This is a genomic window from Amycolatopsis sp. TNS106 (genome assembly GCF_019330265.1).
GTDB lineage: Bacteria > Actinomycetota > Actinomycetes > Mycobacteriales > Pseudonocardiaceae > Amycolatopsis > Amycolatopsis lurida.
Window position 1 is genome coordinate 5951775 of the sequence record NZ_CP024972.1, and the last position, 22724, is coordinate 5974498.

Here is a 22724-nt window from a genome sequence, read left to right on the forward strand (position 1 = left end):
AGCAGGTGATGAGGGGGAGGGACCGGTGCCTGCGTCATTTTCGATGTCGATGGCCCAGCTCGACGTCGTACTCGAAGATCTCGGGCTCGGCAGATTCGTACTGCCCTTCGAGATCCCGACCGTCGGGACCACCATCTCCGAACGTGAGCGGCACCGCGAAGAGATCTGGGCCGGGCTGGCCGACCGGGGCTTCGCCCGCGGTGGTGAACTCCTGCGCGATCACGACCAGACCCTCCGCCTCTGGGCCACCGGCGACTTCGTTCTCACCATGGAGGCGCACGAGGTCGAGCAGGACGCCGAATACCTCTACCGGGGCGCGTGGAACAGTCGCCTGGGTGTGGTGAGCCAGCAACGCGGATTCGATATCCTCTTCGAGCCGGTCTACCCCGAACAGGTCGTCGCGACCCTCCTCGGTTACCTGCCGTCGCTGCAACCCTTCCCCGGACGGGTGACGACGTCCAGCACACTCCCCCCGTCCAAACGACCGGACGACCCGTTCGACGAGGACCCGGACAACCTCCGACTGGGCGCCGCCGGCCGTTTCTTCGAGCACCCCCTCGCGCGGCTGGGCACGGTCAGCGTCACCCTGCGCGACGACCGGGGCAAACCGCAGCAGAAGAGCGTCCAGTGGTTCGACAGCGTTCAGGGCCGCTTCATGCTCGCCACTGACCGCTTCCCCGACGGCGAAGTCCGCCGCACGTTCACCCCGACGAGCGGCTCTCACCTGGCACGATGGGTCCACGACCTGGTCGAAGCCGCCCGCGTCGGCAGCGCGTGATCCGCGCCGGAAGGCGTTCTTGCGGGCCGTTTCCGCTGATATCGTGATCTGACGAGCGCTATGAGTAACCGGGACTTGGTACAGGGGAGAGACCATGACTGAAGGTGCCGGCGGACCGCCGGGCAACTTCTCGGACATTCTGGGCGACTTCTCGGCGCAGGCCGACCGGATGGTGACGGCTGCGAAGGAGGGGCGGTTCGCGGTCAGCGAGGAGATGGGGAACGCCTACAAGGCGGCCCTGCAGGACTATCTGGAAAGCTGGGCCAAGAACCGCAACCATTTCGACGGCCTCGGTCAGTCCCCCGAGCTTGGCGGAAGCCCGTACGCCGGCCAGGTCGGTCAGCACATGTCCTTGATCGCCGAAGGCGACGGGCAATCCGCGAAAACACAGCTCGAAACCCTGCAAGCCGTGGTCGAACGCGCAGTCTCGGCCATCGACACGGCGATGAGCAAATACAAGTCCAGCGACCATGCGGGCAGCATGGACCTGTCCAAAATCGGCAAGGAAATTTACTAGATGCGCCACAGTCGGCCGAAAACCTTGAAGCTCGTCGCCCTGCTGACACTGATGGCCACGCTTTCGTACGTCGCGGGTTGTACGACGGAAAATCGAGGCTCTCCCACTCCGTCATCGCAAGCACCTTCAAGCGGGGAGCAAAAAAGTTCCGAACCGCCGAAGGACGTCTTCGCCGATCTGAAGGCATGCGACTTGCTCGAGCCGATTACTTCATCGCAGGGCTTCGATCCGGTTCAAGTCGAGACCTACCAAAGCGACAATGGTTGCGGCACAAGCAAGTCCCGCTATGGGAGCGTCTCGGCCTATCTGGTTCCCAATGCCGGGATCACGGACCTCAAGTTGAACGGCGGCACCAAAAGCCCGACGACGATCGACGGCCGCGATGCGGTCGAGATCAAAGGCAACGCGGGTAAAGGGAGTTGCATGATCGGAATCTCGGTGACCGCGACCGCCAGGGCGACAGTGTCCATCGCTATGGCGAACAGTGGAACCAGCGACGAGGCCTGCTCCGTCGTGAAAACGATGGCCGAGCAGATCGCGCCCAAACTGCCCAGAGTGAACTGAACGGATAGGGAGGGGACCATGGCGGAGAACCTCGGCCAGGAGATCGCCGGCTCGTTGGCGCGTGCCGACGGCAAGGCACACCGGACGTACGAGGGCAAGCGCTACGCGGAAACCTACGACGAGGTCGCCCAAGGTCCCGGAGGCAATTCGGTTACCGCCCGGATGACAGCGGAGGCGAGGGCGGGTGAGTATTCGGGCGAGCAGGCCGAGCTTCTCGCTCACGGCCAGCAGTTCCGAGCGGGGCTCGGGCCGTCCGGCCAGCGCTACGAGGGCAACTCGCACGGCGAACTGGTCGGTATGGTCACCAACAACCTCTCCGCCGAGAAGATCGACCAAAAAGGCGAGCTCTGGAACAACCAAGGCAACGCGCTGAACACCTTCAGCAACGCCCTCAGTTCCGCCGCCAACAAAGAGGGTGCCCACTGGCAGGGGACCTCCGCAGAGGCCGCGCACGGGTTTTTCAAGAGCCTCAGCAAGTGGGCCGACACCGCGGGCGACGGCGCATACCTCGCCTCCAACCGGTTCTCCCAGTCCGCCGCCGCGGCCACCACCGCGAAGAACTCCATGCCCGAAGAGGTCCCCTTCGACCGCAACGCCGAGTACAAGAACGCCCTCAACCAGCTCGCGACGGGGAACCTCGCGGGCGCGGTGGACACGGTCGGCAACATTTCGGCCAAGCAGGAGCAGTCGTTCCAGGCGCACCAGCAGGCCGCGCAGGTGATGCACACCTACGACCAGTCGCTTTTCGACGTCAACTCCAAGCAGCCCACGTTCGCCCCGCCGCCGGAAATGGGCGAGTCGACGACCGCGTCCGGGTTCTCCGGGGGTACGGAGGTCAACGGCTTCAGCGGTGGGCCGGGGCCCAACAGCGGTCCTGGGCCGGGGACGCCGGGGCCTGGAGGTCCGAGCGCACCGGCGCCGGGGCCCGGGATCACCACGGGTGGCGGGCACACCGGGGGGCCGACGCCGGGTCAGCCGGCCGGCGGGCCGCCGGGGACGTTCCGGCCTGGGCCGACGCCGGGGTTGGCGGCGCTGAACACGCCCGGCCCCAGCGGGCTCGGCCGGTTGGGCAGCGAGCAGTATCGCGGTAAGCCCGGCCGGACGACGAGCGGGCCGGGCGGCAGCGCGGCGAGCCGGTTGACCAGTGGCGGAGGCGGCGGGTTCGGGCGCAACGGCGGCTCGGGCAACGTCGCCGAGCGGCTCGCGGGCGGCAAGGTTTCGGCCGGTGAGGCCGAGAAGCTCGCGGGCAAGGGCGGCGGGTCCGGGGCGGGCAAGCTGCCGGAGGAGCGGATCACGCGGGGTGGTGCGGCCGCCGCGGGCAAGAGCGGCGGCCCGGGCGCGATGGGTGCCGGTGGCGCCCCGGGCGGCAGGGGCCAGAAGGAAGAGGACAAGGAAAAGAAGGCCCCGAACTACCTGCAGGAGGAAGACGCCGACGTCTTGTTCGGCGGCTACGAAGGCGAAACGAAGCCGGTGCCGCCGGTGATCGGCGAGAAGTCCCCCTGAGCCGAAGCGGGCCGTTCGGGAGCGAATCCCGAACGGCCCGTTCTCACTTGTACTGGGGCGGAGGCGGCGTCCCGCCTTCGAGTTTGTTCCCGATCCATTTCGCGTAGCTTTCCTGCCACGCGCCGCCGCGCACGTTCTCCAGGACGGCGTTCACGAACCGCACCATGTCCTCGTTCTCCTTCGGGATACCGATGCCGTAGTTCTCCTCGGTGAACCGGCTCCCCACGATCTTCAGCGTCGGATCCTGCGCGAGCATCCCGGCGAGGATGACGTCGTCCGTCGACACGGCCTCGACCTGCTTCTGCTGCAGCATCACCAGGCAGTCCGACCAGTTGTCCACCGAGACCGGCACCGGCTTCGACGGATCCGCCGCGATCTTCGTCAGCGAGGTCGACGTCTTGGTCGCGCACACCCGCCGCCCGCCGAGGTCCGCCAGGTTCCCGATCTTCGAGCCGGATTCGACCAGGATCCGTTGCCCCGCCTGGTAATACGCGGTCGAGAAGTTGACCTTCTTCAGTCGGCTGCAGGTGATGCTGTAGGTCCGCACCACGATGTCGACCTGCTTCTTCTCGAGCACTTCTTCCCGCAGTTTCGACGGAATCGCGCGGTACTGGACGCGCCCCTCCGCGCTGCCGAAGATCGCCTTCGCGATCTCGTTGACCATGTCGATGTCGAAACCTTCGAGCTGACCGGACGTCGGGTTCCGGAAACCGAACAGGAATGTCGTCTGGTCGACGCCCGCGACGAGTTTGCCTTTCTCCTTGATCTTCGCCATCGTCGAGCCGCTGGTGATCGACGTGCCGCTGGTCGGCCGCAGGCTGGCCAGCGGGTTGCAGCTCGTGTCGGTCGTTCCGCCACCGCCGGCGTTGTCGGCGCCGCCGACGTTCGCGGGCAGCGGCGGCGCGACCTCGCCGACGGGGGCCGGGTCGACCGGCGCCCCCGCGCTGCCACAAGCCGTCGCCAGTACCAAGACCGCGCCGAGCACGGCCGTTCGCAGACCGTTTCGCATCACCGGTACTCCCTCAGCCGTTCACGGATTCCCAACGCGGACCCCGCCGCCGCGATCAGCGCCAGCACCGCGATCCCCGGCGCGAGCAGGGTCAGCGCGCGTTCGGCGCCGCGGGTGTCGTCGAGGAATTCCTGTCGTCCCACGTTGATCGCGGCCACCAGGTTCTCGTCGAGCCGCAGGAACGCCCTGGCGGCACCGTCCGGCTTGTCGTCGCGGATGGCGGTGTCGACGGCGTCCTGGTAGGAGCCGTCGTCGTCCTGCTTCCGCACTTGCCCGTGCGCCTTGAACCAGGCCGACGCCGCCTGGATGGCCGCGTCCACCTTGTCCGCGGCCGCGCCGCCCGCGGCGAGACCGCGGGCCTCGCCCAGCAGGCCGCCCTGGCCGTCCGTCCCGCCGAGTTGCCCGGCGAGATCGACGAAGTCCTTTTCGTACGCCGCGCCGTCACCCCTGGCGACGAGGGTCAGCGTTTCGTCGGCTCGTGCCTGCAGCGCCGCGATCCGGGCGCGGACGAGGACGTCCACCTGGTGCGAGCCGTCTTCTTCACCGCTGCCGACGAGGGAGCTCTGCACGATCAGCGCGACCGCGCCCCACAGCAGGGCCACCACCACCGACACCGTCGCGACGACCAGCCCGACGTTCAGCAGCCGGTTGGTCTTCCGCGTCAGGTGCACCTGCGTGACGATCAGCGCGGCGAGCAGGGCGAGCACCAAAGCCGTTGCCAGCCAAGGGAACCCGGTCGCGTCGTCCTGTTCGGCGGCGAGCCGGTCGGTGTCGATGCGGTACAGGTCCTGGGCGGCGGGAAGGATTTTCGCCCGCATCAGCTCGGACGCTTCCCGCAGATACGAGGCGCCGACGGGGAAACCCTGCCGGTTGTAGGTGCGCGCGGTCTCGATCAGTCCTGTGTAGACCGGGATTTCGCGGCCGAGGGTGTTGATCCGCTCCGCCGCTTCGTCGACGCCGGAGGAGTCCGATGCCGCCTTCGCCAGTGCCGCCCCGGCCTCCGCGATGTCGCGTTCGTACCGCTGGCGCATCGGGAGCGGCTCGGTGCCGATGGAGAGGAACGAACTGGCCGCGGTCGCGTCGGCGTCCGAAAGCGCGCGGTAGACCTGTTGCGCGGCGGCGGCGAGCGGTTCGCGGTGGTCGATCAGTCCGTTGATCGTGTCCTTCTTGTCCTGCGCGGCCAGCGTGCCGAACAGGCCCGCGACCAGCGACAGCAGGACGAGCCCGATCGCGATCACCGACAGCCTGCCCGGCGTGGTCGCCGCGGACCGGACGATCGCGCGGATCCCGTTGCCCGGCAGTTCGAGCAGCCCGGCGATCCCTCCGCGACCTCCCGGCGCGGGGGGCGGCTCGGGGCTCCCCGGCGGCCCCGGCCGGGTCACTGTGCTCGTCATCGCCGATCCTCCCCATTGGCTCTACCCGCAAAGAAGGTATCCGAGTCGGGATCAGCGCAGCCAGTGACACCGGCGTGTGTCATCGGCACGTGATCTCCCGGCGGTGTCAGAGGCCTTTTTCCAGGCCGTGCCGCACGGCTTCCGCACGATTGCGCACACCGATCTTGACCAGCCAGCTGGGCGCGATCGTGTCCGTCAGCAGCGGCTTGCCCCGCTTCCCCATGGGCCCCACTACGACCAGCGCCACCTGGCCTTTCACGTTCATCTTTCCCATGCCACGGACGTCAGGCACGCGGCGGGGTGGATCGGGACCGTCGCCGGGTTGAACCAGGGTGGAGATTCAACCCCGGACGGCGGGTGCGACCGAATGCGGAAGCACCTCGCCCTCGGACGGCCGTTCGACGACGACCTCGACGTCGTCGTCGAACCGGTACGGCCTGGCCAGCAGGAACCCGCCGAAATGCCGCCGCATCCTGGACATCTCCGCGCGGACGGTGACGGTGCGGCCGGCGTCGCCGAAGAGGTCGCGCGACAGTTCCGACGCCGACCTGCCTTCGCGATGCCGCGCGAGGACGTACAGCATCTCCGCGTGCCGCGGGCTCAGCCGATGCGACCAGGTTCCGGCCGCACCCGAGACGCGCAGCATGCTTTCCCGCGACGACCGCAGATCGAGAACGACCCGTGTCGGCGGCGCTTCCTCCTCCTCCTCGGTAAGCCGGACGAGCCACCCGCCCGGCAGCGGCTCCAGCAGGCATTCGCCGTAGGCCGGCAGCCAGGTGCGACCGGGGGCGGCGTCGTCCGGCAACGCGATCCGGCCGACCGGGACGAGCCCGGCCGAGGCCGCGATCCAGCCGTGCGGGTCGGCGATGACCGCCCGGCCCTTCACCTTGGCGAGCAGTGGCGTGGCCAGGCCGCGCAGCCGTTCGAGTTCCGAGAGGTGGGTGGTGCGCAGATGTGCTTCGGCGAGCTTCGCGACCGTATCGACCAGGGCGAGGGTCGTCGGGTGCACGGTGGCGGCGGGTCCGGAGAGGTCGACGGCGCCGAGCAGCCTGCCGTCCCTCGGATCGTGCAACGGCGCGGCGGCGCAGGTCCAGTCGTGCTGGTTGCTGACGTAGTGCTCGGCCGAGTAGACCTGGACCGGATGCCTGGCGACCAGCGCCGTCCCGATGGCGTTGGTGCCCGCGGCGCGCTCGTGCCAGTCGACCCCTTCGACGAACCCGAGCCCGTCGGCGCGGCGGCGGACCGCGGTGCTGCCGTCACGCCAGAGGACACGGCCGTCGGCGTCAACGACCGCCATGATGTGCGCGGCCTGCTCGGCGAGGCTGATCAGGCCGCCGCGCAGCACGGGGAGGACGGCCGCGAGGCCGCTCTGGCGGCGGCGGGCTTCCAGCCGGTCCGGGGTGAGCGCCGACGACGGCGAGCCGCGATCCGGGTCCAGCCCGAGATGCCGCATACGCTGCCAGGACGCGGCGATGACCGCTCGCGGAGGACTCGGGAGCGTGGTCCCGGCGAGCGCCGCCTCGCGTACCTCGGCGAGGGCACGCGCGTGCCGCCGCGGGTCCGCGCCGACCGGCAGCGCCGCCTCCAGCTGCACCTGGCCCACTCCTCTGCTCTGTTCAGGGCAGTGTGCCCGGGTCTCCCGGGGAGCGGAAGGTCTCTGTGACCTGGGCGCGGTCTACCCGGGGAAGGGCGCGTCCACGAGGTGGGGCATGGGCACGACCTCCGCCGGCTTCCGGCCCAGCAGCAGACCGGTCCTGGTGGCCTCGGCCATCACGGCGCGGACGTCGACGCACCACGGGCCGTCGGGCTTCAGCTCCACGAAAGCGCTCTCTCCCCGCTTGAGCACGAAATGCGGCTGGCCGTCGAGCGCGATGGAACCGCCGGCCGCGGCGAGGTCGACGCGGACCCCCGCGTGCAGCACGCTCCAGCCGCGGACACCCACCGCCCGGACGTCGCCGGGCGCGATCGGCGCCTGCACGACGTACGGCGTCTCGTCGACCGGCCCGAGGGAGACCGCGACGCCGTCCACAGTGGACTTCGGACTGGGACACAGCCGCCCGGGGATGCTCGACAGCCCGACCCCGTCCGGGACGGCGAACGTGCAGTACAGCTCGGTCAGCGACGCGGGGTCCCACCGGCTCTCCGAACACACGCTGACGTCGGTCAAGGCGATCTCGCGGCGGGCCTTCGTGACGACCTCGAGCACGGTCGCGCGGTTCGTGACCAGGTCCGTGTCCACCTGGTGGGTGGCCACCAGCCCGGCGGCGAGCCCGGCGACAGTGGACTCGTCGGCGCCTCCGGACGGCAACATCAGCAACGGCACGTCGCCGCAGGCGGCCGCCGCCGCCCGCATCATGGTCTCGTTGCCGAGGCAGATGAGCACGCTGGCACCCGCGTCCACCATCCGGCGGACGGTGCCGATGATCTTCCCCGCGTCGGTCCACACCATCACGCGGCCGACGCCGGCCACTCTCAGTGCCGAACGCAGCCCCTGGATGTCACGCTCCGAAGCAGGGTTCGCCACGATCCCCGCAACCGCTTCGCTCACATGTCCTCCGCTGCCGCGCCAAGTCCCTACAAGGAAACGACGTCCGGGCCACGAAAGAAAGAGTTGCACGAGGTTGCATCACAAAGCCACCTCGGCGGACGAAGGCGACCAGCAGCGCGAGTTCGAGGATCAGCAGGATCCGTTCGGCCACTCCGCTCACGCCACGGGCGTTGACCAGGAACGTCGCGACGAAGACCCCCAGCGCGGCCAACGTGGCGTAGGACAGCCGCCGGGTCCCGCCGAGGAGCAGCCCTGCCAGCGGCAACGCGGTGAACGCAGCGAGCGCGACGTACCGGTGGATCGCGCCGTGCCAGGTCAGCGGCTGGTCCATCGGCTCCTGCGGAAACACGGCGAGCAGACACAGCCCAACGCCGAACAAGGTGACCAGCCTGGCCGCCCACACCGCCCCGGACAGGCGGACGCCGCCCGCGACGGTCAGCGCGCCGAAGCCGACGGCCAGCATGGCGACCCCGACGAGCCGCGCGCCCTGGCCGACGTGGACGTACTCGCTGAAGGTGGTGGCGAGCGGATCGACCGCGCCGGCGTTGACGATCTCGACGTAGACCGCGATGACCAGGCCCACGGCCAGCCACGCGAACGCGGACAGCCGGATCAGCCCTCTGATGTCGTTCATGAACCGAGCCTGACCGCGCGACACCGTCCGGCACATCCCGCCCGGGCGAGCAGTCCGCGTCCCCTCGTGGGGGACTCCCGGTGTCCCCCACGAGGGGATGTGCCCGGTCCGCGGCGTCGTTAGCGTCGAGCCATGGACTCGTACGGCGGTTCACTGGGGTGGGCGCTCCTCACCGGACGCGACGCCGATCTGGAACCGCCTTCGGCCTGGTGGCAAGTCCCTGCCTGGATCAAGGCCGTCCTCACCGCGTCCACGCTCGCGGTGCTGGCGGGCCTGACCTACGGCACGTGGGCGCGGTACCTCGGCGGTAGCAACGCGCCGCTGGTCTTCTTCCTGCTGCTCCTGCAGATCGTGCCGCCGTTGCTGGTCGTCAAGCGCCCGCTGACCGCCGTCCGGGTGGCGGCGGCGGGGATGGTCGGCGCGATCATCGCGGTCCTCGTCCCCGCCGGCCACACGCTGTTCGGCCGGACGGTTTCGGACTGGCCGTTGCAGGTCCACGTCCTGCCGTATCTCCCGGTGCTCGCGATGACGCTCGCCCGCACGAAACCCGGGCAGGGCAGGGGGATCTCGATCATCGCCGTGACGCTGGCCGTCGGGGTCGGCATCGCGCAGCTGCCGCGCACGGGCTCGAAGACCCTGGTGTGGTCGTTGATCGTGGTGGCCGCGACCATCGTGGCGGGCTACGGGATGCAGCAACGCCGCCGGGCGCTGGAGCAGGCCGACGCGGCCGAGCGCACGACGGTCGAGGAGCGGGCGAAGCGGGCTTCGTTGCAGGAACGCGCGTTGATCGCCAGAGAACTGCACGACATCATCGGCCATCACCTTTCCCTGATCGCGTTGCGGACCGACAGCGCGCGCTACCGAGTCCCGGACGTGTCCGAGGCCGCGGAGGAGGAATTCCGCGCCATCGGGGTCGCGGCGCGGGAAGCGCTCGACGAGGCCCGACGTCTGGTCGGCGTGCTGCGGGACACCGAGGCCGAGCCGGAGCATGAACCGCAGCCGGGGCTCGCGGAGGTGCCGACGCTGATCGACGGCTGCCGGGCCTCCGGGATCGGGATCCGCGCCGAGATCTCCGGAGGGGAAGGCGTTCCCGCCCTGATCGAACTGGCCGCGTACCGGATCCTCCAGGAGGCGCTGAGCAACGCGGCACGGCACAGCCCAGGGGCGGAAGTGGACGTCCAGGTGCGGCGAGGACCCGACGGGCTCGAAATCCTCGTGGAGAACGGGCCGCCCACGCGCCCTGCCTCCCCTTCGGCAGGCGACGGCACCGGTCTCGCCGGGATCGCCGAACGCGTTAGCATGATCGGCGGTTCCTACGAGGCAGGACCGCGGGCCGACGGCGGTTTCCGCGTGGCCGTCAAGCTGGACCTCCCGGGGGTGGACGACGCGTGACGACCGTTTTCATCGTCGACGACCAGGCCTTGGTGCGGGAAAGCTTCGCCGGCCTGCTGAACGCGCGACCGGGTCTGGACGTGGTGGGCCAAGCAGGTGACGGGATCGCCGCGCTCGCGGGTATTTCCGCGCTGGCCACGCCACCGGACGTCGTCCTGATGGACATCCGGATGCCGGTGATGGACGGTCTCGAAGCGACCAGGCGGCTGCTCGAAGGCGACGGCGAGAAGCCGAAAGTGCTCGTCCTGACGACGTTCCATCTGGACGACTACGTCTACGAGGCGCTGCGGGCGGGCGCGAGCGGGTTCCTGTTGAAGGACGCGCCGTCGGCCGAACTGATCAACGCCATCGAAGTGGTCGCCGCCGGTGACGCGCTGCTCTCCCCCGCGGTCACGAAGCGGCTCATCGCGAACTTCGTGGCGAGCGCACCGGTTCCGCGGCCGTCCCCGGCGACGTTCGACGTGCTCACCGAACGCGAGCGGGAAGTGCTGCGGTTGATCGCGAAAGGACGGTCCAATCCGGAGATCGCCGCGGATCTGGTGCTCTCGGCACAGACCATCAAGACGTATGTGGGCCGGATACTGGCGAAACTCGGGTTACGGGACCGGGCACAGGCGATCGTGCTCGCCTACGAGGCGGGACTCGTCTCCCCCACCTGACGGTCGGCGGGCCTCGTCAGGACGCGGACACCGAGCGGGACGAGCGCCAGGCCGAGGGCCACCGCGGTGAAGACGCTCAGGAGCTCGCTTTCCTTGAGCACTCCCATCCAGAGCGTGCACGGCCAGAGGAACAGCAGTGCCCGCACGATGCCGAAGGTGCCCGCCCGGAACGCGCCGATGGCCAGCAGCAGCCCGCCGGCGTATTGGCCGACCGACGCGGTGACCGGGACCCGCCACAGCCCGTAGGACAGGTCGACATAGTCGTCCATCACCAGCTTCGTCGCGTGGTCCAGACCGAGTTTGTCGACGAGCTCGAAAGCCGTCAGCTCGACACCGGCGAAGTAGACCCGTGCGAACAAGCCGAACGCGAGCAGCAGGAATCCCCACGCGGCCAGCGCCGGCGCCTTCGCCGCGACGATTTTCGCCAGCATCAGGAAAGCCGGCAGCAGGAGGACCGCTCCCAGCAGGAAGAGCGAGTACGCGGCCGTCACGAAGCCCGGGTTCGCGGCGTACGCGGCCAGCTGTCCAGGCGCGGCGAAGGGCTGCTGGTCGAACCACGCGACTTGCTCCGGCGTGAAGTCCTTGAGCACCAGATGCCGCAGCAGCAGGCCCGCGCACCACACGAGCGGGGCGAGAATCAGTGCCACTCCGCCGATCCATCGGCCGGTTTTCCCGTTCATGGCGGAAGCGTCGCCGATGGGGACGGCACGGGGCAGCGGGCGAAGGTCAGGCGGGAGCCTCGACTTTCGTCAGGTTCGAGGACAGCGTGGCGGTCCTGCCGGTGCGCGGACGGACGACACGCGTGATGGGTGGACGACACCCCGGAAAAGCAGCAGGGCCGCCTCCCCGAAGGGATGACGGCCCTGCTTGGAAAGCTTGGGTCAGATCACGGTGACCGAGGTGGCCTGCGGACCCTTCGCGCCCTGCCCGATCTCGAACTCCACGCGGGCGTTCTCCTCGAGGGTACGGAAGCCGTTGCCCTTGATCTCGCTGTAGTGCACGAAGACGTCGCCGCCGCCGTTGTCGGGAGTGATGAAGCCGAACCCCTTCTCGGAGTTGAACCACTTCACAGTGCCCTGAGTCATAAAATCTCCATATGCAACACAAACAAACAGGAAGCCACGTCGGCAGCCCGGGTCATGACCAGACGGTTTGCTTCCCCGGAAACACGAGGAGACACTACGCCCGCTGAGTTCTGCGAGCGTGAACCAACACGAACACAAAAAACGAGACCTGAATCAGTAAAGCACACCTCACGCAGGCCGACAAGCGTCTTCACCCTGGTGTGCGCAGCCGCACTGTACCTCTCCCGCCGGAGGCTCCGCCGCCCGGGTTATTCGCCGCTGGCGGCGCGCAGGGGTACCTCGGCGCCGAACGGCGAACGGCGCAACGCCTCCCGGTTCGTGGCCACGACGGCGATGTCGTGGGTCTCGGCGTCCGCGCTGAACTGCACCGGCACCACGCCGGAAACGGACTTGTCCTGTGGCTTCGTTTCGTCAGCCATGTTTTCTCCCAGTGTCAACACAAGGCTCTAAGTACTGCGTGCCAACAACTTCACCGGTGATCGTCCCGGTCCATATCGGACCCTCGGTGTTGCGGCGATTGTGCCACGGCCGACCGACAAAATCCGGTCTCCGCGACCGAAAGTCGGCCGAGTCGTCACCGGTTTCCCACCCTTTGGAGCAGGTGAAGGCGGCACCACAAGGGTTTCTGTGTATCCCCTGAGAAAAAGTACCGCCCGGTAGTCCGGCACGGCGGCCCTACTGGCCTCCTTGCTGTGACCTCGCGGCGCCCAGCAGGCTCGTCAGCCGGATGTCCGGGGTCACCACGTCCGGATCCGTCCTGATGTCGATCACGCAGGGCCGTTGCCGCACCAGCGCGCTCGCGATGATCGGCTCCAGCTCTTCACGGTCGTCCACGGTGTACCCGGCGGCGCCGAGCCCGCGTGCCCACGACGCGAAGTCGGTGACGGGGACGGTGACGCCCGAAAGCCGGCCGTGTTTGCGCGCCTGATGCACGGCGAGCGGGCCGTGCACTCCGTTCTGGAACACCAGGACGGTCACCGGAACGCGGTAGCGGACGGCGGTCTCGATCTCCTGCCCGGTCATGAGCGCGCCGCCGTCGCCGGCCATCGCGATCACCGTCCGGCGTGGTTCGGCGAGTTTGGCCGCGACCGCCGCGGGGACCGCGTAGCCCATGGCCGCGTTGCTCGGCCCGAGCTGGCTGCGCGGCGCGGTGAAACACCAGTACCGGTGCATGAACTGGGCGAAGTTGCCCGCGTCGCTGGTCACGATCGCGTCCTCGGGCGCGAGTTTGCGCACCGCCCGGATGACGTCGGCGGGGTGGACGCGGGTCGCGCCGCTGGTGTCGGGCGGTGTCATGAAGGTGTGCACGGCGGCGTTCGCGGCCGACGCGCGCCGCTGCCGCGGCGAGGCGACAGTGCGCAGTTCGCGCAGGAAGGGCTCGACCTCGGAGTCGACCCGGAAGGTCAGCCCGCCGCGGCGGGCGGGCTCGATCCCCGTGCCGACCAGCACCAGGGTCTGCGACGGCGTCGGATAGCGGAAGGACTGGGTGGTGACCTCGTCGAGCTGTGTGCCCAGCGCGAGCACGAGGTCCGCGCGCTCCAGCGCGTCGAGCTGCCGCGCGGGGATGCCGATGCCGAGGTGGCCGGCGTAGCGCGCGTGGTTCTCGGGGAAGGCGTCCTGACGGCGGAACGCGTTGTACACCGGCAGAGCGAGCTCGTCGGCGACGGCGATCAGCTCGTCGCGCGCGGCGCGGGCCCGGCCACCGACGATCACCACCGGGTAGCGGGCCTCGTCGACCAGTTGCGCGACGGCCTCGGCGGTCCTGCCGAGAGCGCCGGTGGCGGGCGGGCGCACGGCGGCGACGGGTTTGGCCGAATCGAACGGGACCCCCCAGAAGTCGGCGGGGACGGCGACGACGGTGGGCCCCGGCCGTCCTTCCCGGCAGCGGGTCAGCGCCTCGACCAGCAGGCCGGGGACCTCGTCGGGCGATTCCGCGCGGCCGGTCCACTTGGCGATCGGCTCGAACATCGCGGTCAGATCGGCGGTCGGCAGTTCGCTCGTCGGGCCGGGATCCTGCGGCGGGTTCTCCAGGAGGACGACCATCGGGCTCTCGTCCTGGTACGCCGTCGAGACGCCGATCGCGAGGTTCGCCGCGCTCGGGCCGCGGCCCGCCAGCAGCACCGCGGGGTGCTCGGTCAGCTTGCCTTCGGCCTCGGCCATGAAGGCCGCGCCGGAATCGTGCCTCGCCGAGACGAAGGTGATCGAGCGCTCCCGTTGCAGCGCGTCGAGCAGATCCAGGAAGGACTCACCCACCACCGCGTACACACGGTGGATCTGCGCCTCGGTCAGGATCCTCACGGCCGTCTGGGCGACGGACGCTCCCGGTTGGTATCTAATGAGAAGAGCTTAGGCGGGCGGTGATCGGTGCCGTCAAGCGATCTTCCGATTCCGGCAACCCCGGAGCGGCGGAATGTCCGATATTCGGAACGTGTTCGAGCAAGGGAGCACGAAAACGTGACCTCAGCCACCGCCGGACGTGAAACTGTTTTCACTTACGGGGCGCCGGCCTTGAAGTACGGCACCGGGTCGAGCGACGAGATCGGCTACGACCTCACTCAGTACGGCGCGCGCCGCGTGCTCGTCCTGACCGACGCGGGTGTCGCCGCGACGGGCTGGCCACAACGGATCGCCGAAGGTATCGAGACCTATGGCATCGAAGCCGTCGTCTTCGACGGCGTGCACGTCGAGCCGACCGACGTCAGCATGCGGAAGGCCGTCGACTTCGCCCGCGGGCAGGGCGAGTGGGACGCCTTCGTCGCCGTGGGCGGCGGGTCGGCCATCGACACCGCCAAGGCGGTGAATCTGTTGACCAGCAACGACGGTGACCTGATGGACTACGTCAACGCCCCGGTCGGCGGCGGCCGCGCGCCGAGTGCGCCGCTGAAACCGCTGGTCGCGGTGCCGACCACCACCGGGACGGGTTCGGAGAGCACCACGGTCTGCGTGCTGGACGTGTTGTCACTGCGGGTGAAGAGCGGCATCAGCCATCTCCGGATGCGGCCGAGCCTCGCCGTGGTCGACCCGCGGCTGACGGTCTCGCAGCCGCCGGAGGTCACCGCCGCGAGCGGGATGGACATCCTCTGCCACGCCGCGGAGAGCTACACGGCCAAGCCGTACACCGAATTCGACCGGAAGCGGCCGGAGGACAGGGTCCCTTACTGTGGCTCGAATCCGCTGGCCGACATGTTCGCCGAGCAGTCGCTGCGGCTGCTGTCGTGGGCGCTGCCCGCGGCCGTGCGGGACGGCTCCGACCTGAAGGCGCGCGAGGCGATGGCGCTCGCGGCGACGTTCGCCGGGCTGGGGTTCGGCAACGCCGGCGTGCACATCCCGCACGCCAACGCGTATCCGATCGCCGGGCAGGTCCGGGACTTCCATCCGTCCGGCTATCCGGGAGACGAAGCGATGGTGCCGCACGGGATGGCGGTCTCGCTGACCGCGCCCGCGGCGTTCCGGTTCACCTTCGACGCCGCGCCGGACCGGCACATCCGGGTGGCCAGGCTGCTCGCGCCGGACTACGAATGGCCGGGCGATCTGCGGGAACACCTGCCCGCGGTGCTGGGGCGGATCATGCGGGAGATCGGGATCCCCAACGGGATCGGCGCCGTCGGCTACGCGGAGTCCGATGTGGACTCACTCGTTTCCGGCACGGTGAAACAACAACGGCTGCTGGCGACGGCGCCCCGCGAGGCGTCCGAAGCGGACCTCGCCGTCATCCTGCGCGAGTCGGTGACGCTGTGGTGAACGCCGAGTACCCGCACTGGCAGACGGTTCCGTTGCGGTGGAAGGACAACGACGTCTACGGGCACGTCAACAACGTCGTCCACTACTCGGTGATGGACACCGTGATCAACACGTGGCTGATCGAACGCGGCGGTCTCGACATCGAAACCGGTGAGGTCATCGGGCTGTGCGTGGAATCGCAGTGCAAGTACCACGCTTCGGTGTCGTTCCCGGGTGACCTCGAAGTCGGCCTGCGCATGGGCCATCTCGGCCGGTCCAGCGTCCGCTACGAGGTCGGGATGTACTCGAAGGAGACGGTGATCGCCGAAGGTCACTTCGTGCACGTCTTCGTGGATCGCGAATCCCGGCGGCCGGTCCCCGTCGAGGGTCTACTCAGGAGTGCGCTCGAAGAACTGCGCACTGGGCTGGGGTAGCCGCGGCGACCACGCGTGCATGAGCTGGGCGTAGCGCGTGGACCGGTCCATGAGTTCGAGGTGGGTACCCAACGCGGTCTCCTTGCCGTCCATCACCAGGACCCGGTCCGCGCGCAACGCCGACGTCAGCCGGTGCGCGATCACCACCAGCACCCCGCCCCGCTCGGCGAACGCCCGTTCCGCGCGGGCTTCGGCGGGTGGGTCGAGGTGCGACGTCGCCTCGTCGAGGATGACGACGCCCGCTTCGCTCGCGTAGACGCGGGCGAGCGCGATCAGCTGCGCCTCACCGGCGGACAACGCGCCGTGCCCGATCTCGCCGTCGAGTCCGCCCAGCCGCGTGACCAGCGGTTCCGCGCCGACGGCGGCCACCGCGGCCAGGAGTTCGCCGTCCATCGCGGTCTGCGCGAACAGGCCGACGTTGTCCCGCACGGACCCCGCGAAGACGTAGGCCTCCTGCGGGATCAGCGCGATCATCCGGTGCCGCAGCGCCGCCGGGACCTCCCGGACCGGTACCCCGCCGAGCAGCACCCGGCCGCCTTGCGGTTCGAGCATTCCGGTCAGGAGCCCGGCCAAAGTCGACTTGCCGATCCCACTCGGCCCCACGACCGCGAGCCGCTCGCCGGGCCGCAGGTGCAGGTCGAGTCCTCGCACCACCGGCTGCGCGGCCGCGCCCCAGCTGAAGGTCAGGTCGCGCACATAGATCGCGGTCCCGTCGGGTTCGGCCGTGCCGTCGGGTTCCGGTTCGGCCTGCGCGGTCTCCGCCAGCCGCCGCAGCGCGACGATCAGCCGCAGCACCACGGTGCTCGCGGTCGCGGCCAGCCCGCGCAACGCCGGTTGCATCGTCGTCGCGAGGTAGACGAGCGCGCCGAGCGCGGCCCCGGCCGTGAGCACCCCGTCCCTGACCATGCCCGGCGCCACCAGCAACGCCAGGAGCAGCGGCACGAACCCGCCGGTCGCGATCACCACCGTCCTGGCCGCCCCGGACCGCGCCACCCGCACGGCCGCCGCGGCCTGCGTGTCGATGGCGTCGTAGAGCTCCAGCGCGGCCAGCGGTTCCGCGCCGCAGGCGACGACGTCGCGCATCCCGGACAGCGACGCGCCCGCGACCTCGGCGGTCCGCTCGTCGGCCAGTGCCAGCGCACGCTGACGACGGGCCAGCGACGGGAGCAGACAGGCGAACACCGCGACCGCGACCACCACCGGGATCGCGACGATCAGCGCGAGCGAACCGGCGACGGTGAACAGCCCGGCCAGCGCCGCCACCGTCGTCACGATCATCCCGCGCGCCTGCACCAGAAGCCCGGCCGTGGCGTCGCGGACCACTTCGACGTGCTGGGTGATCCGGGCGACGCCGCTGGCGTCCGGCTGGTTGCGCGGTGGCGCCGGATCGTGCAGGACCCCGCGCACGACGGCCGTCACCAGCGCGTCGCGCAACGGCTCGACGACCTTGCCGAGCTGATGCCACACCAGCCGTGAGCCCAGCGCGCCGATGACGGCGACCAGCCCGAAGACCGCGAGCCAACGCAGTCCGGTGCCTGGCCGATCCGCGGCAAACCCCTCGTCAACCGCGAGTTCGACCAGGCGACCGGACAAGAACGCGGGCGCGCTTTCCAGTACGGAGCAGGCAAGCAGGACCAGCCCGCCGCGCCACTGCCCGGCCAGCGCCGAGCGGTAGAGCCCCCAGACGCTCATTGCGCGCCCTCGGTGAAAACCGCCTGATAGGCGGGATCCCGCCACAGCCCATCGTGGGTGCCGACCGCGCGGACGCGGCCGTCTTCCAGCCACACCACCGTGTCCGCCCGCGACGCGGTGGCCGCGCGATGGGTCACCACCACCCTGGTCCGGCCGGGAAGCGTGCGTTCGATCGCCTCTTCGACCGCGGCTTCGGTGACCGTGTCGAGGCTGGCGGTGGCGTCGTCGAGGATGAGCACCCGCGGCGCGTGCGCGATCGCGCGCGCCAGCCCGATCCGCTGCGCCTCGCCGCCGGAAAGCGGTGTCTCCGAAAGCGGCGTCCGATAGCCGTCCGGCAGCCGGACGATCAGGTCGTCGACCTGCGCGGACCGGCACGCGGCGCGTACGGCGGCGTCGCCCGCCCACGAGCCGTAGCCGACGGCGTCACCGATGGTCGCCCCGAGCAGCGCGGGCCGCTCGAAGGCGAACCCCACGACCGCGCGGAGTTCGTTCGGCCGCAGCCGGTCCAGCGGACGGCCGTCGAGCAGCGCCGTCCCCCGGTCCGGGGTCAGCAGCCCGCCGAGGACGTTGACCAGCGCGGACTTCCCCGAACCGGATCGCCCGACGATCGCGGTGAACCGGCCGCCCGGAACGAGCAGGTCGACGTCCCGCAACGCGCCTTCGACCGTGACACCGCGCAGTTCGAGCGCGCCCCGGCCGGGGACGACACCGAGGTCGCCCGGCTCGGGGACCGGCGAGTCCAGCACCTCGTTGATCCGCCGCGCGCACGACCGCGCGCGGGAAAGTGTGGTGAGCAAGGGAATCTGGGTGATCAGGCCCATGCCGAGCGCGACGTAGCCGAGCGCCGCGAGGACCTGGCCGACGGTCAGCCTGCCTTCCAGCACGCCGAAACCGGCGGCGGCGAGCACCGCGAGTTCCACCGCGGGCAGCAGCAGACCGGAGCGCCACACCATCCTGGCCTGCGTCCGCCACATCCCGCGGCCGGCGAGGCTCAGCTTCGGCAGCGGCCGCAGGACCCGTTCGGCCTCGCGGTCGGCGGTACCCGACGCGGCGATCGTGCGGAGCCCGGCGACCGCGTCGACCATCCTCGCCGCGAGTTCGCCGGACACCTCCTGATAGGTCAGGACGTCGTCCGCGGTGTGCTTCAGATGGGTGCGCGCGAGCATCAGGCCGAACGGGATGCTGCCGAGGAAGACGAGCGCGAGCCGCCAGTCCATCAGCGCGAGCAGGACGACGGCCCCGCCGGAGATCAAGGTGGTCGATCCGAGCTGGACGACGACCGAGGCGACCATTCCCGCTCCGGTGCAGTCACCGGTGAGCCTGCTGATCGCGTCGCCGTCGGCGAAGGTCGATCGGGTGCCGAGGGCGAGATGACGGTCGGCGAGTTTCCGGCGCAGCCAAGCGGTCGCGGCCGCGGTCATCCGCGCGGTGAGGATGCCGCCGATCAGGCCGACGGCGATCTCGGTGACACCGAGGACGATCAGCCAGGAGACCTCGGGAAGGCTGGGCCGCCCGGCCACCACGGCGTCCACCGCGGCGGCGAGCGCGCCGGGCAGCAGCAGTCCCGACGCCGTCCCGGCGAGCGCGCTGAGGATCAGCGCGATCAGGCGGGGGCGATCGAGCAGGGTCACGGTGACCAGCAGGCGATCGGCTGAACCCGCCATCCCACTCCTTACAACGTGATCCCAACGAGACGAACCAGACGGCAAAATGAAGGCGCGGGAGCGGCGCACTTGGCCTGTGCCGCTCCCGCGCCCTCAGTGATCAGCCGTGACTCAGTGGCAGGTCAGCAGGCTGACGGTGCTGTTGGCGCAGGAGGCCAGCAGGCTGAGGTTGCTCGCGCCGCCGTGGCTGCCACCGCCGCCGCCTTCGAGGACCTCGGGGGTTTCCAGAGCCTGCAGGTCGAGAACCAGTTCCATGGTGTTCCCTTTCACTAGTTATCTCTTGGTCCGCCGTCCTCACTGGACGGCAGTTCGGGAGGACAGGAAAGGCAGTGCGGCCTTTCCGTCCAGGGTGGCGGCCAGTGCGAGCAGGACGCCCGCGCCGCCGGTGACGACGTCCATCGACAGCCGCAGCAGCTGGTTGCCGGGGAACGCCAGGCCGCCCTTGTACGGCACCGCGTACCAGGCCAGCCGGGAAAGATGCAGGTCGATGGCGTCGCGGACGCGTTGGTCCGGTTCGGCGCCCATGGCCAGCGCGGTCATCAGCCCGCCCCGGCCGAACAGCAGCCCGGGGTGGATGACGAACTCGCCGCGGCACGCTTCACGCAGGCCGGGAAGGCTCTTCAACGCCTTCGCGCCGGGACGGTGTTTCGCCAGCTCTTCGGCGACCATGAGGATCCCGGCGCTGCCGACACCCGCGTAGGGCAATGTCCGGGTCTCGCCGTCGCGGACCTGCAGTGAGCCGTCGTCGCTCTCGACACACTCCTCGATGTCCCGCTCCAGCGCCTGGTCCGCGAAGGACAGCCAGCCCTCTTCGCGGGTGCGCTCGAACAGCCGCACGAACAGCAGCGCCGGACCGGACCAGCCGTTGAGCAGCCCGGCCCTGCCGAAGTCTCCGGGCGGGGCGGCGGTTTCGAGCGCTTCGGCGAGCCGGACGGCGGTGGCGAGCGCCTGCCTGCCGAACTCGTTGTCCTTGCGGGACACCGCGAAGTGCAGCTGGGTGAGCCCGATACCGGACAGGCCGCCTTCGAGACCGTGGTCGGTGGTCTGCTCGACCAGCGTCGCCGACGCCGTCAGCAGTTTGGTGGCCTCGTCGCGGTATCCGAGTTCTTCGAGGACGTACGCGATCCCGTACGAGCCGTCGTAGAACCCCGGACGTCCCGGCGGTTCGCGGCGGATCGAGTCCAGCAGCCAGCGCTCGTGCTCCCGGTGGCGCTCACCGCAGACCGTTTTCAGCGCGTAGAGGACGCCGGCCGCGCCGTAGCCGAAGCACGCTCCGCCGACGCGGAACTGTTCGATGTCGCCGGGGAAGAGCCGGTCGGCGCGCTCGGGGGTCGCGCTGGCGAGGATCGCCTCGGTGATCTGCTTGCGCACCAGCGCCCAGTCCGGTTTGTCCTGGTCGAGTTCGGTCACGCTCGTCAGCGGCGGGGTGTTCCGGGGCGCGAGCTCGGCGACGATCGAGTCGGCGTAGCCCTCCGGGACGTCGAAGCGCTGCTGGACGAAGTCCGCGAGCCCGCGCAGTTTCGCCGGGGCAAGCTCGAGGAGCGTGGTGAGCGGCAGGAAGATCCACAGCTTCAGGACGGCGAGCGCGTACTCGTCGACCTCGAACCCGTTCCGGTCCCGCGGGGCGCGGAAGCCGGGCGCGCCGAGCGCGGGCCGCTTGCCGCTCTCGATGTCGGACGCCATCTCGAAGTCGATCAGCGACACCGTGTCGGTGTCTTCGGTGTCTTCGGTGCCTTCGTCGACCAGGATGTTCAGGGAGTGCAGGTCGCCGAAGACGATCCCGCGGCCGTGCACCTCACCGACCATCGCCTCCACCCGGCGGACCAGCGCCAGCGCGCGTTCGGTGTACGCGGCGATGTCGGCCTCGGTGGTGTCGCGCCTGGTCAGCGGGTAGTTGCGGGCGAGCCAGTTGCCCAGCGAGACGCCGGGCATGTACTCCATCGCCAGGAAGTGGTGCTCCCAGACGGTGAAGCGATCGTAGGTGGCGGGGATCCCGACGATTCCCTTCAACCGCTCCAGCACCTCGTGCTCGCGGCGGAGGCGTTCGACGGCGTCGACCTCGTCGCGGTCCAGGCCCGCGAACGGCCTGGCCTCCTTGAGGACCACCTGTTCCCCGTCGGTCTTCCGGTCGGCGAGGTACACGCCGCCGCCGTTGGAGAAGTGCAGCGAGCTCTTCACCTGATAGGGAAACTGATCCGCGCCCCCGCTCTTGCGAGCGGCGAGATGAGGCGCGAGGAACTCCGGAATCGTCACCCAATCGGGTACGGAGAAGGTCGGCTCGCGTTTGTCCGGGACCAGCGTCCCGTCCGGCTTGCGCACCGCGAGGACCCGCTTGCCGTCGAGTTCGACCCATTGCTCGGCGAATCCGCCGTAGCGGACGTAGAGCGGCCCGGCACCGTACCGGAGATCACTGAGAATGTATGCCCCCGGTTCGCCGTCGAGTTTCGCCGACAACTCGGCGAGAACCCGCTCGAGCTCGTTGTTGTCAGCCGGATAAAGAGTCAGTAACTTACCGCTTCCGTCACGCGGAGCGTATTTCGAATTCCTCGCGAGCAGGGTGCTCCGCGAGCGCAGATGCTTGTAGGACACTTCGTGCTCGACACAATGCTCGTGCACCTTCACGAGCACCCGCTCGGCGTTGCCCAAACCTGCCGAAACGTGGATTTTCCAGCCCTGCAAGGGAAGGTTTCGAGCAACAGGGTGCAGCAGCCGCCACACTCCACGCACTCCGGTGCGCCAGCCGGCCTCGGGAGCGGGCAGCAGGGCGGCGAAATCGTCGGCGACGTCCCCGTTTTCCCGCTGCTCATCGAAGAACAGTGGATCGGCGAAGCAATACGCTTCGTACCGGACGTCCATCGAGCGCCCCCTCCTTGGCACCAATCGGATGGGCCATGTGCACCATCGCGATGGAGAATATTCCACCCGCCGGACACCGAACGGCCAATCCGCCATACCGGGGGTTCGGATGGGCTGTTCAGGGACGTGAATTCGAAATCTACCGAATGGTAGGGGTACCCAGCGTGAGATCAACTCTTATTTCAACCACCCGGTCGGTGTGTAACAGGAGCGAACCGGCGAAGTAATCCCTGGTCCAGGTGGCGGACACAATAACGCGCGCCCGAATCGACCGG

Annotated in this window: 22 protein-coding genes; 8 read left to right on the forward strand and 14 right to left on the reverse strand. The window is 69.6% G+C overall.

Annotation, left to right across the window (positions count from 1 at the left end; translation table 11 throughout):
- The first annotated feature begins 25 nt into the window (after window positions 1–25).
- The 4 genes from CVV72_RS27055 to CVV72_RS27070 all read left to right on the forward strand — a co-directional run bounded on the left by CVV72_RS27055 (window position 26) and on the right by CVV72_RS27070 (window position 3362).
- Window positions 26–778, forward strand: a complete 753-nt coding sequence (locus CVV72_RS27055) for an ESX secretion-associated protein EspG (RefSeq protein ID WP_255632275.1) — start codon at window positions 26–28, stop codon at window positions 776–778.
- A gap of 94 nt (window positions 779–872) precedes the next feature.
- Window positions 873–1295: a hypothetical protein gene (locus tag CVV72_RS27060; protein ID WP_219146319.1), complete on the forward strand. Its 423-nt coding sequence runs from the start codon at window positions 873–875 to the stop codon at window positions 1293–1295.
- Window positions 1296–1859 carry a DUF3558 family protein gene (locus CVV72_RS27065; RefSeq protein ID WP_219146320.1) on the forward strand — a complete coding sequence of 188 codons (564 nt, stop codon included), beginning with the start codon at window positions 1296–1298 and terminating at the stop codon, window positions 1857–1859.
- 18 nt (window positions 1860–1877) lie between these two features.
- Window positions 1878–3362, forward strand: a complete 1485-nt coding sequence (locus tag CVV72_RS27070) for a hypothetical protein (protein WP_219146321.1) — start codon at window positions 1878–1880, stop codon at window positions 3360–3362.
- 43 nt (window positions 3363–3405) lie between these two features.
- Here the strand turns inward: CVV72_RS27070 and CVV72_RS27075 are convergent, their stop codons facing one another.
- From CVV72_RS27075 to CVV72_RS27100, 6 genes are all read right to left on the reverse strand, one after another.
- Window positions 3406–4371 (reverse strand): glutamate ABC transporter substrate-binding protein, encoded by a 966-nt coding sequence (locus tag CVV72_RS27075; protein WP_219154150.1) that lies wholly within the window; start codon window positions 4369–4371, stop codon window positions 3406–3408.
- Entirely contained in the window at window positions 4371–5765 is a 1395-nt protein-coding gene (locus tag CVV72_RS27080) for a hypothetical protein (protein ID WP_219146322.1), read from the reverse strand. Before CVV72_RS27080 ends, CVV72_RS27075 begins: the two co-directional genes overlap by 1 nt.
- A 106-nt stretch (window positions 5766–5871) precedes the next feature.
- Window positions 5872–6030, reverse strand: coding sequence for a hypothetical protein (locus tag CVV72_RS27085; RefSeq protein WP_219146323.1), 159 nt, complete (start codon window positions 6028–6030; stop codon window positions 5872–5874).
- Between the two features lie 75 nt (window positions 6031–6105).
- Complete coding sequence (locus tag CVV72_RS27090) at window positions 6106–7368, reverse strand: GAF domain-containing protein (protein ID WP_219146324.1); 1263 nt, start codon at window positions 7366–7368, stop codon at window positions 6106–6108.
- A gap of 72 nt (window positions 7369–7440) precedes the next feature.
- Entirely contained in the window at window positions 7441–8313 is an 873-nt protein-coding gene (locus tag CVV72_RS27095; protein ID WP_219146325.1) for an ATP-NAD kinase, read from the reverse strand.
- Window positions 8264–8947, reverse strand: a complete 684-nt coding sequence (locus CVV72_RS27100) for a DUF998 domain-containing protein (protein ID WP_219146326.1) — start codon at window positions 8945–8947, stop codon at window positions 8264–8266. The genes CVV72_RS27095 and CVV72_RS27100 overlap by 50 nt, the downstream gene beginning before the upstream one ends.
- Before the next feature lie 132 nt (window positions 8948–9079).
- On the opposite strand from CVV72_RS27100, the gene CVV72_RS27105 reads away from it, so the two are divergent.
- Both CVV72_RS27105 and CVV72_RS27110 read left to right on the forward strand, forming a co-directional pair.
- Window positions 9080–10339 (forward strand): sensor histidine kinase, encoded by a 1260-nt coding sequence (locus CVV72_RS27105; protein WP_219146327.1) that lies wholly within the window; start codon window positions 9080–9082, stop codon window positions 10337–10339.
- Entirely contained in the window at window positions 10336–10998 is a 663-nt protein-coding gene (locus tag CVV72_RS27110; protein WP_219146328.1) for a response regulator transcription factor, read from the forward strand. The genes CVV72_RS27105 and CVV72_RS27110 overlap by 4 nt, the downstream gene beginning before the upstream one ends.
- On the opposite strand, the gene CVV72_RS27115 is transcribed toward CVV72_RS27110, so the two are convergent.
- The 4 genes from CVV72_RS27115 to CVV72_RS27130 all read right to left on the reverse strand — a co-directional run bounded on the left by CVV72_RS27115 (window position 10968) and on the right by CVV72_RS27130 (window position 14381).
- Window positions 10968–11678 (reverse strand): hypothetical protein, encoded by a 711-nt coding sequence (locus CVV72_RS27115; RefSeq protein ID WP_219146329.1) that lies wholly within the window; start codon window positions 11676–11678, stop codon window positions 10968–10970. The two genes, CVV72_RS27110 and CVV72_RS27115, sit on opposite strands and share 31 nt — an antisense overlap.
- A gap of 201 nt (window positions 11679–11879) precedes the next feature.
- Window positions 11880–12083 (reverse strand): cold-shock protein, encoded by a 204-nt coding sequence (locus tag CVV72_RS27120; RefSeq protein ID WP_005163378.1) that lies wholly within the window; start codon window positions 12081–12083, stop codon window positions 11880–11882.
- A gap of 248 nt (window positions 12084–12331) precedes the next feature.
- Complete coding sequence (locus CVV72_RS27125) at window positions 12332–12502, reverse strand: hypothetical protein (protein WP_167373513.1); 171 nt, start codon at window positions 12500–12502, stop codon at window positions 12332–12334.
- Window positions 12503–12758: 256 nt separating this feature from the next.
- Entirely contained in the window at window positions 12759–14381 is a 1623-nt protein-coding gene (locus tag CVV72_RS27130; RefSeq protein WP_219146330.1) for a thiamine pyrophosphate-dependent enzyme, read from the reverse strand.
- 210 nt (window positions 14382–14591) lie between these two features.
- Between CVV72_RS27130 and CVV72_RS27135 the strand changes: the two genes are divergently transcribed.
- Together CVV72_RS27135 and CVV72_RS27140 are read left to right on the forward strand one after the other, a co-directional pair.
- Window positions 14592–15824, forward strand: coding sequence for a hydroxyacid-oxoacid transhydrogenase (locus CVV72_RS27135; protein ID WP_255632276.1), 1233 nt, complete (start codon window positions 14592–14594; stop codon window positions 15822–15824).
- Window positions 15818–16237, forward strand: coding sequence for a thioesterase family protein (locus CVV72_RS27140; RefSeq protein ID WP_219146332.1), 420 nt, complete (start codon window positions 15818–15820; stop codon window positions 16235–16237). Before CVV72_RS27135 ends, CVV72_RS27140 begins: the two co-directional genes overlap by 7 nt.
- Here CVV72_RS27140 and CVV72_RS27145 read toward each other — a convergent pair.
- The 4 genes from CVV72_RS27145 to lanKC all read right to left on the reverse strand — a co-directional run bounded on the left by CVV72_RS27145 (window position 16193) and on the right by lanKC (window position 22449).
- Window positions 16193–17929, reverse strand: a complete 1737-nt coding sequence (locus CVV72_RS27145; protein WP_219146333.1) for an ABC transporter ATP-binding protein — start codon at window positions 17927–17929, stop codon at window positions 16193–16195. The two genes, CVV72_RS27140 and CVV72_RS27145, sit on opposite strands and share 45 nt — an antisense overlap.
- Window positions 17926–19593, reverse strand: a complete 1668-nt coding sequence (locus CVV72_RS27150) for an ABC transporter ATP-binding protein (protein ID WP_219146334.1) — start codon at window positions 19591–19593, stop codon at window positions 17926–17928. Before CVV72_RS27150 ends, CVV72_RS27145 begins: the two co-directional genes overlap by 4 nt.
- Window positions 19594–19704: 111 nt before the next feature.
- Window positions 19705–19848 carry a SapB/AmfS family lanthipeptide gene (locus tag CVV72_RS27155; RefSeq protein ID WP_091598068.1) on the reverse strand — a complete coding sequence of 48 codons (144 nt, stop codon included), beginning with the start codon at window positions 19846–19848 and terminating at the stop codon, window positions 19705–19707.
- A gap of 39 nt (window positions 19849–19887) precedes the next feature.
- Window positions 19888–22449 (reverse strand): class III lanthionine synthetase LanKC, encoded by a 2562-nt coding sequence (gene lanKC, locus CVV72_RS27160; RefSeq protein WP_219146335.1) that lies wholly within the window; start codon window positions 22447–22449, stop codon window positions 19888–19890.
- Window positions 22450–22724 lie beyond the last annotated feature (275 nt).